Origin of the sequence: Clostridium sp. LY3-2, from assembly GCF_024705715.1 — a bacterium.
In the GTDB taxonomy this organism is placed as follows: domain Bacteria; phylum Bacillota; class Clostridia; order Clostridiales; family Clostridiaceae; genus Clostridium.
In genome coordinates this window covers 37,486-54,061 of sequence record NZ_JAMDLQ010000047.1, presented here as the reverse complement: position 1 = coordinate 54,061, position 16,576 = coordinate 37,486, and the positions used below count along the sequence as shown (strand labels likewise).

Annotated in this window: 17 protein-coding genes; 15 read left to right on the top strand and 2 right to left on the bottom strand. The window is 27.6% G+C overall.

Going from position 1 to position 16,576, the window contains the following annotated elements; all coding sequences use genetic code 11:
• The 11 genes from M4I33_RS14040 (at window position 1) to M4I33_RS13990 (ending at window position 11,750) form a co-directional block, all read left to right on the top strand.
• Entirely contained in the window at window positions 1-957 is a 957-nt protein-coding gene (locus M4I33_RS14040; protein ID WP_257917400.1) for an ABC transporter permease, read from the top strand.
• 421 nt (window positions 958-1,378) lie between these two features.
• Window positions 1,379-2,131 carry an ABC transporter ATP-binding protein gene (locus tag M4I33_RS14035; protein ID WP_257917399.1) on the top strand — a complete coding sequence of 251 codons (753 nt, stop codon included), beginning with the start codon at window positions 1,379-1,381 and terminating at the stop codon, window positions 2,129-2,131.
• Complete coding sequence (locus M4I33_RS14030; protein ID WP_257917398.1) at window positions 2,124-3,746, top strand: ABC transporter permease subunit; 1,623 nt, start codon at window positions 2,124-2,126, stop codon at window positions 3,744-3,746. The genes M4I33_RS14035 and M4I33_RS14030 overlap by 8 nt, the downstream gene beginning before the upstream one ends.
• 3 nt (window positions 3,747-3,749) lie before the next feature.
• Window positions 3,750-4,739 (top strand): extracellular solute-binding protein, encoded by a 990-nt coding sequence (locus tag M4I33_RS14025; protein WP_257917397.1) that lies wholly within the window; start codon window positions 3,750-3,752, stop codon window positions 4,737-4,739.
• A gap of 12 nt (window positions 4,740-4,751) precedes the next feature.
• Window positions 4,752-5,846: a 2-aminoethylphosphonate--pyruvate transaminase gene (locus M4I33_RS14020; protein WP_257917395.1), complete on the top strand. Its 1,095-nt coding sequence runs from the start codon at window positions 4,752-4,754 to the stop codon at window positions 5,844-5,846.
• Complete coding sequence (phnX, locus tag M4I33_RS14015; RefSeq protein WP_257917394.1) at window positions 5,839-6,606, top strand: phosphonoacetaldehyde hydrolase; 768 nt, start codon at window positions 5,839-5,841, stop codon at window positions 6,604-6,606. The genes M4I33_RS14020 and phnX overlap by 8 nt, the downstream gene beginning before the upstream one ends.
• A gap of 129 nt (window positions 6,607-6,735) precedes the next feature.
• Entirely contained in the window at window positions 6,736-8,052 is a 1,317-nt protein-coding gene (locus M4I33_RS14010) for a S41 family peptidase (protein ID WP_257917393.1), read from the top strand.
• Between the two features lie 306 nt (window positions 8,053-8,358).
• Entirely contained in the window at window positions 8,359-9,423 is a 1,065-nt protein-coding gene (locus M4I33_RS14005) for a PTS transporter subunit IIC (RefSeq protein WP_194189849.1), read from the top strand.
• Window positions 9,424-9,457: 34 nt separating this feature from the next.
• On the top strand, window positions 9,458-10,387 hold the full coding sequence (locus M4I33_RS14000; protein WP_257917391.1) for a 2-dehydropantoate 2-reductase: 930 nt from the start codon (window positions 9,458-9,460) through the stop codon (window positions 10,385-10,387).
• A 137-nt stretch (window positions 10,388-10,524) separates the two neighbouring features.
• Window positions 10,525-10,950: a MarR family winged helix-turn-helix transcriptional regulator gene (locus M4I33_RS13995; protein WP_257917390.1), complete on the top strand. Its 426-nt coding sequence runs from the start codon at window positions 10,525-10,527 to the stop codon at window positions 10,948-10,950.
• Between the two features lie 110 nt (window positions 10,951-11,060).
• Window positions 11,061-11,750 carry a conjugal transfer protein TraX gene (locus M4I33_RS13990; protein ID WP_257917437.1) on the top strand — a complete coding sequence of 230 codons (690 nt, stop codon included), beginning with the start codon at window positions 11,061-11,063 and terminating at the stop codon, window positions 11,748-11,750.
• A gap of 47 nt (window positions 11,751-11,797) precedes the next feature.
• Here the strand turns inward: M4I33_RS13990 and M4I33_RS13985 are convergent, their stop codons facing one another.
• Entirely contained in the window at window positions 11,798-12,688 is an 891-nt protein-coding gene (locus M4I33_RS13985; RefSeq protein WP_257917389.1) for a LysR family transcriptional regulator, read from the bottom strand.
• 147 nt (window positions 12,689-12,835) lie between these two features.
• Here M4I33_RS13985 and M4I33_RS13980 point away from each other — a divergent pair, with 147 nt between their 5' ends.
• The 4 genes from M4I33_RS13980 to M4I33_RS13965 all read left to right on the top strand — a co-directional run bounded on the left by M4I33_RS13980 (window position 12,836) and on the right by M4I33_RS13965 (window position 15,582).
• Window positions 12,836-13,654, top strand: coding sequence for a nitroreductase family protein (locus M4I33_RS13980; RefSeq protein WP_257917388.1), 819 nt, complete (start codon window positions 12,836-12,838; stop codon window positions 13,652-13,654).
• Window positions 13,655-13,812: 158 nt separating this feature from the next.
• The gene (locus M4I33_RS13975) at window positions 13,813-14,265 is read left to right on the top strand and encodes a hypothetical protein (RefSeq protein WP_257917387.1); all 453 of its coding nucleotides are present in this window, start codon (window positions 13,813-13,815) and stop codon (window positions 14,263-14,265) included.
• Window positions 14,266-14,294: 29 nt separating this feature from the next.
• Window positions 14,295-15,029: a protein kinase gene (locus M4I33_RS13970; protein ID WP_257917386.1), complete on the top strand. Its 735-nt coding sequence runs from the start codon at window positions 14,295-14,297 to the stop codon at window positions 15,027-15,029.
• Complete coding sequence (locus M4I33_RS13965; protein ID WP_257917385.1) at window positions 15,022-15,582, top strand: hypothetical protein; 561 nt, start codon at window positions 15,022-15,024, stop codon at window positions 15,580-15,582. Before M4I33_RS13970 ends, M4I33_RS13965 begins: the two co-directional genes overlap by 8 nt.
• 37 nt (window positions 15,583-15,619) lie before the next feature.
• Here M4I33_RS13965 and M4I33_RS13960 read toward each other — a convergent pair whose 3' ends face one another.
• On the bottom strand, window positions 15,620-16,576 hold the full coding sequence (locus M4I33_RS13960; RefSeq protein WP_257917384.1) for a permease prefix domain 1-containing protein: 957 nt from the start codon (window positions 16,574-16,576) through the stop codon (window positions 15,620-15,622).

Below are 16,576 nucleotides of genomic sequence, written 5' to 3'. Positions count from 1 at the left end.
ATGCTTGAAACTATTGAACAAATATTTCCTTATGCTATGGCATATATGGCACCATTATTAATTACAGCTTTAGGAGCTTTATATTGCGAACGAAGTGGAGTTGTTAATATAGGTCTTGATGGATTTATGATTGTAGGATCTTTTGCAGGTGCCTTTACTATAGTTAATATGCAAGATAAAGTTCCAAGTGGAAGTAACCTTCACCTTTGGCTAGGGCTTTTAGTAGCTTTTTTAGTAGGTGCAATATTTTCTCTTTTACATGCTTTTGCAAGTATAAATCTTTGTGCAAATCAGGTAATTAGCGGAACAGCAATTAATATGATAGCAGGGTCACTTACAATATTTTTAGCTAGAAGCATTACAGGTAGCGGAAATATAGGTATTAAAATGGGATTTGTTCCAAAAGATATACCTATTCTTTCAAAGATACCTATAATAGGGCCGTTATTTTTTACAAATACTTATATAACTACATGGCTTGTACTTTTAATAGTAGTTTTAAGTGCAATAGTACTTTATAAAACTAGTTTTGGAATGAGACTAAGAGCTTGTGGAGAACATCCTCAAGCGGCAGCTTCAGCAGGAATTAGTGTATATAAAATGAGATATATTGGAGTAATAATTTCAGGTGGTTTTTCTGCACTTGGAGGTGCAATAATTATTGTAACTTATGCTGGAGAATTTAACGGAAGTGTAGCAGGACTCGGATTTTTAGCATTAGCTGCACTTATATTTGGGCAGTGGAAGCCGTTTGGAATTTTAGGTGCTACTATGTTTTTTGGAATAGCAACGACTATAGCTAATGTATCAGGGGTTATATCATCTCTTCAAGCTATACCGCCTGTATATTTAAAAATATTCCCGTACGTAGTTACACTTTTAGCTTTAATAGTTTTTTCAAAATCTTCAAGAGCGCCAAAGGCAGCTGGAGAACCTTTTGATGCAGGAAAGAGATAAGTTAATATTATTTGTTAGATTTAGTTTAGAAATATTAGAAAAAGGTTAAAAGGGTTGAGGAATAAATTAACAAATTTAACTTAAATCTTTATAATTTAAGAAATATTTTTAAAAATGACATCTTAAAATGTAAATTTTAAAAAGAAAAAGTTAAATGAAAAATTATTATATTTTAAAACATAACAAAGATTTAAAGAAGATAAAGATTTAAAAGATTCTATTCTAAGCCTTAAGAATAATGGGCTAGATGGATTTAAAAATCTGATGCATTGATTAGACTTAATAACAATAATATAGGTATTACTAAAAGGATGAGCTTAAAGCTTATCCTTTTTAATTTTTATTTTACATTTATTAACATAGGGATAATTTTCCTTTTACAACCTTAGCTTATAGTAAAAGTAGATCGGAGGTTAAGAAGATGTTGAAATTAAAAAATATAACTAAATGCTTTGGAGATAAAAAAGTGCTAGATGGCATTAGCTTAGATATAAGAGAAGGCGAAATAGTTTCATTACTTGGAAAGAGCGGCTCTGGAAAGACAACTCTTTTAAATATTATATTAGGTCTTACAAAACAAGATGAAGGTGAGATTATATTTAAGGAAAAGGATTTAACAAATGTATCTATGAAAAATAGAGGTTTTAATATAGTTTTTCAAGATTATGCACTTTTCCCAAATTTAAATGCTTATCAAAACATAATTTATGGTTTGAAAAATAATAAGGGAGCTTCAACTAAAGAAGAAGTAGAAGATATAATTAAATTTTTAGAATTAGAAAATCATCTAGATAAAAAGATAAGTGAATTATCAGGAGGGCAAAAGCAAAGGGTATCTATAGCAAGGACATTAGTTTTAAAACCTAAAGTTTTACTTTTAGATGAACCTTTAAGTGCTTTAGATGGAGTAATTAAAGAATCAATAAAAGAAAAGATTAAAAGTATTTCTAAAGAATTTAAACTTACTACAATTATAGTAACTCACGACCCAGAAGAGGCGCTAACTTTATCAGACAAAGTACTTATTATTGATGAAGGTAAAATATCACAGTTTGGAACTCCAAAGGAAGTTATAGAAAATCCAAGTAATGAGTTTGTTTCAAAGTTTATTATAAGTCAGCTGATGATAAAGAAAGAAAATATCTTTAAGTTATTTGGTGAGTGTTATGGATAAAACTAAAAAGGAATTTAAATTTATTTATAGTTTTATACTTTTATTTTTTCTACTATTTTTGTTAGTTCCATTATTTATACTAGTTTTTGACTCTTTTAGAAATTATGAAGGATTTACCTTAAGTAATTATTCTAAGTATTTATCGGATAAAGTACTTTTAAGGTCAATAAAAAATAGCGTAGGTATTTCATTTTTAAATGGAATTATAGTTACTTTTATAGCGTTTATTTTGGCTTATGGAATGAATTTTTCAAACATGCCAAAAAGAATAAAAAAATTAGTTAATATAGTTATGTTTATTCCAATGTTACTTCCAACTATTACTTATGGTTTTGCAATAATTTATTCTTTTGGAAAACAGGGACTTTTAACTAAAATTTTTAATGGAGAGCTTTTTGAAATCTATGGTCCTAAGGGACTACTTATAGGATATATGATATATACACTACCTACAGCTTACCTTTTAATAAATAATTCTTTTAGATATATAGATAAAAAGTTTTTAACAGTATCTAATTTAATGGGAGATTCTAAATTTAGAACTATAAAAAATACCATCATAAGGCCTTTAATAGGAAGTATAGGCTGTGCATTTGTTCTTTCTTTTATATTAAGTTTTACAGACTTTGGGATTCCTGCAGCTGTAGGAGGGAATTTTGAAGTAGTATCAACAACTCTTTATCAAGTTATGCTTGGGGCAATACCTGATTTTAACGGGGGAGCAGCCATAGCAATAATTATGCTAGTTCCAGCTGTGTTTGGAATTATTCTATTAAATTACCTTGAAAGATTTAATTTTAATTATGACAAAATTTCAGATATAGAACTTAGGAAAAATAATTTTAGAGATATAGGATTTTCTATAATATCATTAATTTCTGCATTATTAATTTTTAGCATATTTTTAGTTATGTTTATATCTCCATTTATGAAAAACTTTCCTTATGATATGACCTTTTCTTTAGATCACGTAAAGAGCACTTTAACTTCTAATAATTTAATTGAGACTTTTAGAAATTCTATAGTTGTATCTTTATTTTCAGGAGCATTTGGTGTAATTTTAGCCTATCTTGCAGCAGCACTAAATACAAGAAGCAATTTAAAATCTAAATTTAAAGGAAGTATTGATACTATATCTATTATTACAAATACGATTCCAGGGATGGTTTTAGGGTTATCTTATTTACTCTTATTTAATAAGAGCAGCTTAAAGGGAAGCTTAATTCTTATAATTGTTTGTAATATAGTTCACTTTTTTGCAGCTCCATACCTTATGGCAAAGGGCTCTTTAAGTAAATTAAACAAAGGATTTGAAACTACAGGAGAACTTATGGGAGATAGCTTTTTTAAAACTCTTTATAGGGTTATTATCCCAAATTCATTTAAAACTATAGTTGAAATGTTTAGCTATTATTTTATAAATTCTATGGTAACTATAAGTGCAATAATTTTCTTAGTAGGTTCAAAGAGTGCTGTTATAACAACAAAAATAAAAGAGCTTCAGCATTATGCTAAGTTTAATGAAATTTTTATATTATCAATTCTTATATTTTTAACTAATTTATTTGTAAAACTTATTTGCGAATTTTATCAAAATAAAAAAGATGGGGTGTAAATGATGATAAGAAGAAAAGGAATTTTAGCTTTAGGACTTGGAATAATAATGAGTTTAGGATTATTTCAAGGGTGCACAAGTAAAGAAGAAGAGAAAGTTATAATTTATACTAATTCAGATGAAGAATGTATAAAAACTATGGAAGATTCTCTTAATAATTCAGGTTTTAAAGATAAATTTATTATAACTGGTATGGGAACGTCAGAACTTGGAGGTAAGCTTTTAGCAGAAGGAAAGTCAATTGAAGCGGATGTTGTAACTATGAGTTCTTACTATATAGAGAGTGCAAAAGAGAAAAATCAAATGTTTGTAGATTTAACATTTGATACTAATTCAATTGAAAAGTATCCAGCTTATTATACTCCTATATTAGCAAATACAGGGGCAATATTTATTAATACAAAGGTATTAAAGGAAAAAGGGTTTGAAGAGCCAAAATCTATAAAAGATTTAACTGACCCTAAATATAAAAATCTAATATCTATTCCAAACATACTAGATTCTTCTACAGCATGGCTTTTAGTACAAGCTGTAATCTCAGAGTATGGTGAAAAAGAAGGAGAAGAGGTTTTAAAAGGGTTAGTAGTAAATGCAGGACCTCATATAGAAAGTTCAGGTTCAGGACCTATTAAAAAAGTAAGAGCTGGAGAAGTTTTAGCTGGTTTTGGATTAAGGCATCAAGGCGTTTTCGATAAAGCAAATGGGTTACCTATAGATTATATAGACCCAGTAGAAGGTAATTATTCTTTAAGTGAATCTATAGCTGTTGTAGATAAGGGGGAAGAAAAGAATAAGCTATCTATGGAAATTGCAAAAACTATAATCGAAAAAAGTAGAAGTGAGCTTATAAAATATTACCCAGTAGCTTTATATAAAGGCGAAAAGGTAGATGAAAAATATAAGCCAAAGTACAGCAAAGTTTATAAAGAAAAACTTACAGTTGATTTATTAAAAGAGCATCAAGATATTTTTAAAAAGGCTATGGGAAATTAAGGGGGAAATTATATGGAAAATTATAAATTATTAACACCAGGACCACTTACAACAACAGAAACTGTAAAAAGAGAAATGCTTAAAGATAGATGCACTTGGGATGAGGATTATAAAGCTATTACTAGAAAGATAAGAAAAGATTTATTAGATATAGGAAAAGTAGATGAAGATGAGTACGCAGCAGTTCTTATGCAAGGAAGTGGAAGTTTTTCTGTAGAGTCAGTATTACATTCATCAGTGAAAAAAACAGATAAGTGTTTAATTATATCAAATGGAGCTTATGGAGAGAGAATAATCTCTATGGCAAGGAAGATGGAGTTAAATACTGCAATCTATGAAGTAGAGTATGATAAATATCCTAATATGGAAGTTATAAAAAGAATCTTAAAAAATGATCCTAAGATAACTCATATAGCTATGGTACACTGCGAAACCACTACTGGTATTTTAAATCCTATAGAAGAGGTATCAAAACTTTCTAAAGAGTTTAAAAAAATATTGATTATAGATGCGATGAGTAGTTTTGGTGGAATAGATATTGATATAAAATCTTTAAAGATAGATTTTCTTATAAGTAGTGCAAACAAATGCATTCAAGGAGTTCCAGGCTTTGGATTTATTATCTCAAATAAAGAAGCGCTTAATAGGTGCAAGGGAGTTTCTAAAAGTCTTTCTTTAGATTTGTATGATCAATACATTGGAATGAAAGACGGAAAGTGGAGGTTTACATCACCAACTCATGTTGTAGCAGCTTTTTCTAAAGCCTTAGATGAGTTAAAAGAAGAAGGAGGTGTGGAAGCTAGGTATCTAAGATATAAAAAAAATAATGACGTGATAAGATTGGCTTTTAAAGAACTTGGAATAGAATCATATATAGATGAAAAAAAGCAATCTCCTATAATAACAACATTTTTATATCCAAAAGAAAATTTCAAATTTGATTCATTTTATAAATTTATGAAAGAAGAGGGATTTGTAATATATCCAGGTAAATTAACAGATATAGATACTTTTAGAATAGGAAATATAGGAGAAATTTATTTAGATGATGTAGAAAGGCTATATGAAGCTACTAAAAAATATTTAAGAGGTGAAATAAATGAATAATATAAAATGCGTAATATTTGATTGGGCTGGAACTACTGTAGACTTTGGATGTTTTGCACCAGTTAATGTGTTTATCCAAATATTTAAAAATGCAGGAATAGATGTAACTAATGAGGAAGCAAGATTACCTATGGGGATGCTTAAAATAGACCATATAAGAGAAATGCTCAATATGGAAAGAATAAGAAATGAGTGGAAGTTTAAATATAAAAGAGATTTTACAGAAGAGGATGTAAATAATTTATATAAAGAGTTTGAACCAGCGCTTTTAAAATCATTAAAAGATTATACTGATATAAAACCTAATGTATTAGAAACTATAAATACATTAAGAGAAAGAGGGATAAAGATAGGGTCAACTACAGGTTACACAGATAAAATGATGGAAATAGTAGTTAAGGAAGCTAAGAAAAAGGGCTATAGTCCAGACTTTTATATTACTCCAGACTCTACAAGTTCACTTGGAAGACCTTATCCTTATATGATATTTAGGAATATGGAAGAACTTAAAATTTTATCTCCAAAAGAGATTATTAAAGTTGGAGATACTAATTCAGATATTCTAGAAGGTAAAAATGCTGGAGTTACAACTGTTGGAATAACTGTTGGTAGTTCAAATATGGGGCTTTCTAAAGAGGAATATGACTCTTTAAGCGATTCTAAAAAAAGAGAGGCCAGAGAAAGAGTTAGGGAAGGTTTTTTTAATATAGGAGCAGATCACGTAATAGATGATATAAGGGAAATCTGTAATTTAATATAAAACTTATAAAGTAATAGCATACTGATTTTCAGTATGCTTTTTTGATGTAAACCCTTTGGATGTAAACAGTTAGATAAAAAGTAATTTTGTGATAAAATATTAATATAATTTAACGAAAGGAGAAGGCTATTGAGAAAAAAGAGAATAATTTTTAGTATAGTTTGTGTATTAATATTAATTACTTCTGTTTCTTTTATCTACTCGTATAATAATTATCCTATAAGTTTAGCTAAGCCTAAGGAGTTCGTTCCAAACGGAAGAGTTATTTTAAATAAGAATCTTAGTAAGGAGAAAGTATTAGAAGATAGAGAAGAACTAATAAATATAATAGAAGATACTCACCCTATTTTTTTAGAAGGGGTTAATAAAAAATATAGGGAAGCGAAGGATAGGTTTATAAAAAATACTAATAAGGGAATGTTAACCTCTGATTTTCAAGTTGAGGTTTCTAAATATCTCACATCTTTAGAAGACAAGCATACATCAATAGGTTGGAAAGAAGATGAAAAGTTAAATGTAAATTGGATTTATTTAGATTCAAAATTAAAGTTATTAGATAAAGATGATAATTTAACTAATCAAGAGGTAGTAGAAATAAATGGTGTTAATATAAAAAGCTTAAAATCAGGAATTAATGAGATATTTCCTTATGAAAATTACTCTGGAGAAAATAAAAACATAGAAAATTATCTTAAAGGAAAGAAAGTATTAGAGTATTTAGGAGTAAAACCTAAAGAAGAAGTAAAGTTAAAGATTAAAGAAGGAAGTAATATAAAAAATATAAGTATTTCTTTTATACGAAATATAAGTAAACCTTTAAATCGTGAGATTTATGGTAAAAAAATAGATAAAGATAATTATTATATTAAATTTCAGATTTGCACAGTTAATGATAGTTTAAATACTCTTATAGATAATTTAAAGGGTGAATTAAATAATGGAGTTAAAAATGTAATAGTAGATGTTCGTGATAACCCAGGGGGAGATTCAAAGGCGTGTGAGGAATTATTAAATGCTATGGGTATGGAGTGTGGAAGTTTCTCACAAAAGATAAGATATTCAAAACTTGCAAAAGAACAAAGAGGGTACTTAAAAGAAACTGGATACGTTGATTTAGAAGGAAGTAATTATTCAAAGAAAAATGAAAATATAAAGCTATATGTTATAACAAATGCTAACACCTTTAGTTCAGCAACTTGGCTTGGAACCTTAGTTAGAGATGGGAATTTAGGTCTGATTGTAGGAAGTAGTAGTGAAAATATGCCTTCATCATATGGCGACATTATACAGTATCAGCTTAAAAACAGCAAAATAATTGGAATGGTGTCTCACAAAAAATTTATAAGACCAAATAAAGAAAAGTCTGATGAAAAAACTTTAGAACCAGATATAAAGCTAAAGTTTTATGAAGATCCAGTATCTTATATAGTGAATATGAATAAATAAAAAAGGCTAGTTTGACTAGCCTTTTTTTAGTAAAAATTTTTCGGTAATTAAAGTATATAGATTAAACTTAATATTTTTAAAAAAATATTAAAAAATGTATTGCAAAACAAAAATAAAGTATGATATATTATTAACGAACAAGTTAGTTGTACATACAAATGAGTGAAACTTTAACGTACTTTTACTAAATTTAAACGATTAACTTAATAAAATTACTAGTGATTTTTAAAATTTAAAAGAGAAAATGTTGAATTTTAATGACAAATAATAAACAAAGAAATTTATTTTTGAAGGATGAAGATTGAAATGACAAAAGAAAATACAAAAAATAAGGACAGGCTTACAGCTAAAGATTATTTAAATAAGATTTTAGCAGGTACAGCAACAGGGATAGTTGTAGGACTTATTCCAAATGCAATTTTAGGATCGATTTTTAAAGGGCTTATAGGAGTTTCTCCAATTTTTCAAACTCTATATAATGCAGTAAACATAATGCAATTTGTAGTTCCTATATTAGTTGGAGTTTTAGTAGGATTACAATTTAGTTTTAATGCAATGCAATCTGTAATAGTTGGATGTGCAGTATTTTTAGGTTCAGGTGCTTTTAAAGTAACAGAAAATGGCGTTATGTTAGTTGGTATTGGTGATTTAATAAATATAATGCTAGTTTCTTGTATAGCTGTTTTAGTAATAAGAGCAATTGGTGATAAACTTGGTTCTTTAACAATTCTTTTATTACCAATTATAGCAGGTGCAGGCGTTGGTGTTATCGGAATGCTTATGTTACCATATGTTAGAGAGATAACTGTTGGAATAGGTGCAGTTATGAATAAATTTACAACATTACAACCTTTATTAATGTGCATATTAATCAGTGTATCATTTGCAATTTTAATTATATCTCCAATCTCAACAGTAGCTATAGGAATAGCTATAGGTATAACAGGACTTGGAGCAGGTGCCGCAGCAATAGGAGTTGCAGCTTGTACTGCAGTATTAGTAGTAGGGTCAAGAAGAATTAATCAAAGTGGAGTTACTTTATCAGTTTTACTTGGTGCTATGAAAATGATGATGCCAAACTTAGTTACATATCCAATAATCGCAGTTCCAATTATAGCTAATGGAATACTTTGTGGGATAGGCGGATATTTCTTAAATATTTTAGGTACTCCAAATAGTGCAGGGTTTGGACTAGTAGGATTAGTTGGACCGCTTGCAGCTATTAATGGATCTACTGCAAGCGTTGGACTTGCTATAGCAAGTGCAGTTATCGCATTTATAGTAATACCATTTGTTGGTGCATTTTTAATAGATTTATTCTGTAGAAAAGTTTTAAAATTATACGACGATAAAATTTTTAAATATATTTAATTAACTATTAGATAAAGTAAGGAGAGTGTTCTATATGAAGATAGGAATAGTAGGGGCAGGAGCTATGGGCTCACGTTTCGGATATATGTTACAAAACGCTGGAAATGATGTATTTTTAGTTGATGCGTGGAAAGATCATGTTGATACTATTAATAAAGAAGGTCTTTCAGTTGAAGAAAACGGGGAGATAAAAAAGGTTAAAATACCAGCAATGCTTCCAGAAGATGCAAAAGAAGTTCCAGACCTTGTGATTTTATTTACAAAATCAATGGGATTAAGACCAATGCTTGAGTCTATAAAAGGAATATTAGGTGAAAATACAAGAGTGTTATGCTTATTAAATGGATTAGGTCATAATGAAACTATAGCTGAATATGTTGATAGTAAAAATATCTTAATGGGTGTTACTTTATGGACAGCTGGACTTAAAGGACCAGGACATGTACTATTAACTGGGGATGGAAGTTTAGAAGTTCAAAACTTAGATACTAAGATGGAAGTAGAAGCTAGAGAAATTTGTGATGTATTAAATTTAGCAGGACTTAAAGCACACTATAGTAGTGATGTTATATTCTCAATTTGGAGAAAAGCTTGTGTAAATGGTACATTAAATAGTACTTGTACTATATTAGATTGCAACATAAAAGAATTTGGTGAATTAAAAGAATCTAGAGAATTAATAAGAAAGATAATTGAAGAGTTTTCAAATGTAGCTAAAACTTACGGAGTTAATTTAAACGTAGAAGAAGTTGCAAGAGGAATAGAAGCGATATATGACCCAAGCCAAGCTGGAGCACATTATCCTTCAATGCATCAAGATTTAATTCAAAATAAGCGTCTAACAGAAATAGACTATATAAACGGATATATAGCTAAAAAAGGAAAAGAGCTTAATATAGCAACTCCTTATAACGACTTATTAACTTCATTAGTTCATTCTAAAGAGCAATTACTTATAAAATAATTAGATTTAAAAAGGAAGTTTGTTTTAAACTTCCTTTTTTTATGTAGGTACTTGTAAAATTTTGGACTAATTTAGTTGCAAAATTTAATTTTTATATTTAATATAGATATTATATAAATTTTTATTTGGAGGGCAACATGCTAGAACAAAATTTCTGTGGATGTTTATTTTTCACTGCAACTAGATTAAAAAAAATAGCAGCAAATATTGCTGACGAAGAACTAAAACCTTTAGGTTTATCACCATCATACGTATATATTTTACTTGGCGTTAAATTTAAGCCAGGCATTACTCAAAAAGAGTTATGTGAAGAGCTTCATCTAAAGCCTTCAACAATAACTAGGCTTATTGATAAGCTTGTTATAAAGGGGCTTGTAGAAAGAAAGTCAGAGGGGAAATTATCTCACATATTTTTAACTACAAAGGGTGAGGATATTCAAGAAGATATTTCAAGGTTTAGATTAAAACTACATAATAAATATAAAGAATTATTAGGTGCACAAAACTATGATACCTTAACTAAGCTTACAAATGAGTCAGCTAAAATTTTAGAAGAAAATTAAAATATTTCAAAATTGTAAGGTTAGCGTAACATAAATCAATAAGAGAATAAGAAATCCTTTCGTATAATTGTTTTAGAAACAACTTAAGAAAGGGGAAATGAGTTTTGAAGATATTAAATTCATTTAATTTAAAAATCATTGCAATAGTCTCTATGGTATTAGACCATGTTTATACATATATAGACGGGCCATCAGGAAATAGCATTCCAATATGGTTTGGATATCTAGGAAAAATAGCAGCACCTATTTTCTTTTATTTGATAGCAGAAGGGTTCTTTCACACAAGGGATAGGGGAAAGTACTTAAGTAGATTAGTACTGTTTGGTGCCCTTATGTTTGGAGTAGACAACCTGCTTGGAATAGAAAATAATATATTTTTATCTCTTGCATGTTCAGTTGCTATAATGATGGGACTTGAATATGTTAAAAAGGGAGGAAATAAACCAAAAGGAATTGTATTTACTATAATAATGTCTATAGTAATATTATTTACAGAAGCATCTGGTTTTGGTTTAGTTATGACTTACATTTTCTATTTCTTTAGAGATAAAAAATTATTATTAAGTTTAACTTATATTTTATTTAGTTTACTTCAAGTTATCTTATCTTTGGGACAACCTAATTTTTATGATCAGATATTTTTATATGATTACCAATGGATGATGTTATTTGCATTACCTTTTATATTACTTTATAACGGAAAATTAGGACTTAGAAACAAGTTTGTTAAATGGATGTTTTATATATTCTATCCATTACATTTAACAATAATAGTTTTAATAAGTAGATTCTGCTTTTAATAAAAGCAAATTTAAGCCACTTATTTTTAAAAATAAGTGGCTTAAATTTATTTGTTGTTAAATTCATATTTCTCTAAAATAAAATCTTTAAATAATTTAGCTTGCTCTGAAAGAGGATGGTCTTTTAAAAATGCCATATAGATATATTTACTATTTACTTTATCTTTTATTTTAATAGTTGAAATAGTATTTTTATTTATTAAAGGAGTGTTTGGAATAATCGATATTCCAGCACCTGTTGATACTAAGCTTTCAAGCATACTAGAATTGCTAGGTTCAACTGAAATTTTTGGAATATATCCTAAAACATCAAGGTATGATACGGCATCAGAACTTCTTTCTTCGCAAAAAGCTATAAACTTTTCATCTTTTAGTTCTTCAAGATAAACTTCCTCTTTATTAGATAGTTTATGACCCTTTGGAACTATAATAACATAATCTTCTCTTTTTATAGGAATAGAAGTTATTTCTTTATCATAAATTTCATTTTTAAAGCCATAGTAAAAACCTAAATCAATCTTACCGTTTTTCAAATCATATAGTATTTCATCTCGCTTTTGATAATTAAAATTTATTTTAAGATTTGAGTTGTAATCTAAAAACTCTGTAATTACAAAAGGCATGAAATATTTTGAAACACTCGGAGTAGATGATATTAATAAAGATTTATTTTCACATTTAAGTCTACTATTTATTTTAGAAATTCCAGTTTCTATTTCTATTAAAGCTAAATTTGCGTGTTTTAAAAAGATCTCACCAAAGGGAGTCAAAATAATATTTCTGCCTTTCTTTTGAAATAACTTAACCTCTAATTCTTCTTCTAATTTTGATATTGACTTACTTAAAGTTGGTTGAGTAACAGATAGTATCTTTGAAGCTTTAGTATAATTTAAAGTTTCAGAAACTATTTTAAAATATTCTAGTTGTTGTAAATTCATTTATTTCACCTGCAAAATTTTATTTATAACTAAAAGTTATAATTATATGAAAAAATTCAATTAGACCTATATATAAATAGTGATGTATAATACAATAAATTATAAATTTGAACTTAGAATAAGTCAAAAATTTGGAGGAAAAAAATTATGATGTTAGTAGATAGAGATAAATGTGTAGGATGTACTCTTTGTATTAAAGATTGTCCAGTAAAAGATATAGAATTAAATAGTGGGAAAGCATTTGTAAAAAACGAAGCTTGCATTAATTGTGGACACTGCATAGCTATTTGTCCTAAAAATGCAGTTTTTACAGATGAAAAAACTATGGATGAAGTTATAGAGTATAAAGAAGATGAATTTAAGGTAGAACCAGAAAATTTATTAAACTTTATTAAATTTAGAAGAAGCGTTAGAAACTTTAAACCTAAAGATGTAGAAGATGAAAAGATAATGAAAATAATTGAAGCTGGTAGATATACTCAAACTTCTACAAACAGCCAAGATGTTTCTTATGTAGTAGTTAAGGATAAAATAAATGAATTAAAAGATTTAGCTATGGAAAGCCTTTATGAAAAAGGAAAGTATTTAATTGAAAATCTAAATGAAGATACAAAACCTTTTGAAAGATACGCAAGAAAATGGATTAATATGTTTGAAGAATATAAAAAAGATAATAAAAAGGATGGATTATTCTTTAACGCACCAGTTGTTATTTTAGTAGTTTCAAAAACTCCTATAAATGGGGGATTAGCTTCATCAAATATGGAACTTATGATAGACTCTTTAGGTCTTGGAACTTTCTTTAGTGGATTCTTCCAAAGAGCTGCAGTTTCAAATAAGAAAATAATGGAATTCTTAGATTTAGAGGAAGATCAAAATATTGTTAGTTGTATGGTAGTTGGTTATCCAAACGTAAAATACCAAAGAACTGTCCCAAGAAAAGAAGCAAAAGTAACTTTTAAATAATTAAATATATATTAACTTAGAAAAATATATAACAATAAAAATCACCTAAAAGAATTTTTTAGGTGATTTTTTGTTATTAGCATTATGTAACACAAAAGGAGTTTAAAACATACTATATACTAGGTAAACTTTAATATTAATTATAAGAGGTGTTAATCGTGAGAAGAGGTTATGATAGATCAAGTAGAGGGCATAGTTTTTATAAGAGAAAAAATATAAAAAAAGAAGAAAGCTATAGCGCTTTTGATATTCCAGAAGAAAGAAGAAGTTTTAGTAGTAGCAGTAGTAGCAGCAGAAGCTTTAGTAGAGAGGATTCATATAGCTATAAATCAAGTGCATCTTCTAGTATGAGTAGAAGTAATTCTTATAGTAGTGCTTCTAAGGGTTCTAGAAGTTCATATAGTGGAAGTTATACTAGTGCGTATTCTTCAAGAGAAAGTAGTATATATGAAAGTTTCGATTCAAGAGATTCAGACAGAAGTAGATCTAGTTATTCATTTAGTCGTAAGCCTAGTAGAGAAGAATCTATTTCATGGATATGGGAAAGTGATTTAAGAAGTCCTAAAAGCGAAAAAAGATCTGAAAAAAGAAGACATTATACTAGGTATTAGATTTAATCTTTAAAGATTAGGTGTATAAAGTGGACAAGTATTTTTTTAAAGGACAAATGATAGAAGATTATAAACTTGTTAAACTTTTAGGGCAAGGAAGATATGGAATTGCTTATTTAGGAATAGATAACTACGGAAAAAAGGTTGTTGTTAAGCAGTTTAAAAAAGAAATGCTAAAGATAAGCTTAAGAAATCTAAAATATGAAATTGAAATTTTAGAGAAGTTAAATTATAAAAATTTTCCTAAGTTTGTAGGAACATTTAAAGATAAATATAGAGAAGGTTATATTTTAGAGTATATTGAAGGAAAAGTTTTTGATGATTTAGTTTACAAAGAAAACTTAGAATTTAATAGAAGAGATATATTTAAAGTATGCTATAAATTATTAGATATAATTGAAGTTTTACAGAGAAATAATATAGCACACAGGGATATAAGATTACCAAATGTAATAGTTAAAGAAGATAATTCTTTAGGGCTAATTGATTTTGGGTTAGCAAAGTTTATAGATAATAGAAATGATTTAAGAGTTTCAGATTTTTGGTATTTAGGTGATTTTTTAATTCATCTTTATTATACGAAGTATAATATTAGTTCTTATATTGATAGGCCTTGGTATGAGGAACTTAAGATATCTAAAGAAGAAAAATATTTTCTTAAAAAGTTAATGTCAAAAAGAGATAGTTTTAAAGATACTAACGAAATAAGAAGAGTATTAGATTTTTTAATTTCTAGTATTAATAATGGTAAATTTTATGAGTAACAAAATAGTTAAGGTTTATAAAGAAAGTTTTAGGACTAATATATATACTAGGAAACATTTTAGGGTGATTGGACTTTTAGATGTCATTATAAACTTTGATGGAGTGTACGAAAAGGTTACTTTAGCATATTATAGATCCTCTGGTACAAATGATGGAAAAGTTGAGGGGCTATGGTATCCTATAGTTGGAATAAAATTAGAAACTGGAGAGTTTACAGAGTTCACTAAAGAAATAAATAATATCCTAAAGATTTCAACAAAAAAAGGTGTAGCAAAAAAAGGATGGCTTGCAAAGTCAGTATTTTTTAGAAATTATAAAAGACTAGATAAATTTATTGATGGCTTTTCTTATGGAAGTTACTATGATGAGCTTTTTAGTCTTGGAAAATTATTAAGATACCTTTATGAAAGACAAAATTATTTTTTAGATGAAGATTTAAATGGAGAAAAGCTTAATAAGATAGTTTTATCAAATAATATTTATCCTAATAATAAGTTTACTCAAAGGGAAAATTATGAAAGATTCTTAAGAGATATCTATCTTTTTAAATAAAATAAGCTGCTGCAATATTTTGCAGCAGCTTTATAAATTAAATAGTTACTGTAGAGTTTTCTATAGATTTTAGCTTCAAACTTGTAAGTTTTTCTAATATTAAATTAAATATTAAAAAGATTACAAAAAGCAGAGCGATTATATCTTTATCTGAAACTATAGAAAAGAAGAAAATAAAAGTTTCAATAGATAAAATAATAATCTTAGATTTAGTTAACTTTTCTTTTAAAATAGAATCTTGAATATAATACATTATCATCATAACAAATGCGGAACATATGAAAACAAATCCTAGTTTATCTAAAATGTAATGAAGTGAATTTGAAATTTCATCAATACTATCGTAAGAATTATATGCAAGGCTAGATCTAAATTCATTTTCTAGTGTGTCTGCATAAGTGATAGTAAAACCATTATCTAAATAAGTGCCGCCGCTTCCAGAGCCCTTTAAATCTTCTGATATATTCTTTTTATAATCAAAAACTACTTTATCTCCTTTAGATATAGTAAGGTGGTGAATTCCGTTATTAAATTCATTGTTAAAGGAATTTAATTTTTCTACTATCGATTTTCTAGAAGCTTCATCTAAAGATTCTTTATCTTTTATTTCATTTGCTATAGAATCTATCACAATATTAGAAGTAGGACCATAATCTACCCAAAATTGCTTTTGTTCTTTTTCTAGTTCAAAAACTGACAGAGCCTTTAACATAAATCCAAGTAAAAAAATAAATAAAGCTATTCTTTTTAATATGTTTGTATATTTACTTTGAGATTTTATTATAGTTTTAATATCAGATTTAACTAAATTTTCATCACCAAAACTTTTTATTGCTATATCAATGCTTTCTTCGTTTGTATAACCTTCTTGAATCAAATCGCTTATTTTATCATATAAATGAAACTTCATTTCTTCTTTTAGAATTTTAGTTTCTGTATCATTTGGATCTAAATTACTATAGATGTCATTAAGATATTTTTCTATTTTACTCAT

Excerpts from the sequence above, each read along its gene's own strand:
- M4I33_RS14040 (WP_257917400.1), top strand. The coding sequence starts at position 1 with ATGCTTGAAACTATTGAACAAATATTTCCTTATGCTATGGCATATATG.
- M4I33_RS14035 (WP_257917399.1), top strand. The coding sequence starts at position 1,379 with ATGTTGAAATTAAAAAATATAACTAAATGCTTTGGAGATAAAAAAGTG.
- M4I33_RS14030 (WP_257917398.1), top strand. The coding sequence starts at position 2,124 with ATGGATAAAACTAAAAAGGAATTTAAATTTATTTATAGTTTTATACTT.
- M4I33_RS14025 (WP_257917397.1), top strand. The coding sequence starts at position 3,750 with ATGATAAGAAGAAAAGGAATTTTAGCTTTAGGACTTGGAATAATAATG.
- M4I33_RS14020 (WP_257917395.1), top strand. The coding sequence starts at position 4,752 with ATGGAAAATTATAAATTATTAACACCAGGACCACTTACAACAACAGAA.
- phnX (WP_257917394.1), top strand. The coding sequence starts at position 5,839 with ATGAATAATATAAAATGCGTAATATTTGATTGGGCTGGAACTACTGTA.
- M4I33_RS14005 (WP_194189849.1), top strand. The coding sequence starts at position 8,359 with ATGACAAAAGAAAATACAAAAAATAAGGACAGGCTTACAGCTAAAGAT.
- M4I33_RS14000 (WP_257917391.1), top strand. The coding sequence starts at position 9,458 with ATGAAGATAGGAATAGTAGGGGCAGGAGCTATGGGCTCACGTTTCGGA.
- M4I33_RS13995 (WP_257917390.1), top strand. The coding sequence starts at position 10,525 with ATGCTAGAACAAAATTTCTGTGGATGTTTATTTTTCACTGCAACTAGA.
- M4I33_RS13985 (WP_257917389.1), bottom strand. The coding sequence starts at position 12,688 with ATGAATTTACAACAACTAGAATATTTTAAAATAGTTTCTGAAACTTTA.
- M4I33_RS13980 (WP_257917388.1), top strand. The coding sequence starts at position 12,836 with ATGATGTTAGTAGATAGAGATAAATGTGTAGGATGTACTCTTTGTATT.
- M4I33_RS13965 (WP_257917385.1), top strand. The coding sequence starts at position 15,022 with ATGAGTAACAAAATAGTTAAGGTTTATAAAGAAAGTTTTAGGACTAAT.
- M4I33_RS13960 (WP_257917384.1), bottom strand. The coding sequence starts at position 16,576 with ATGAGTAAAATAGAAAAATATCTTAATGACATCTATAGTAATTTAGAT.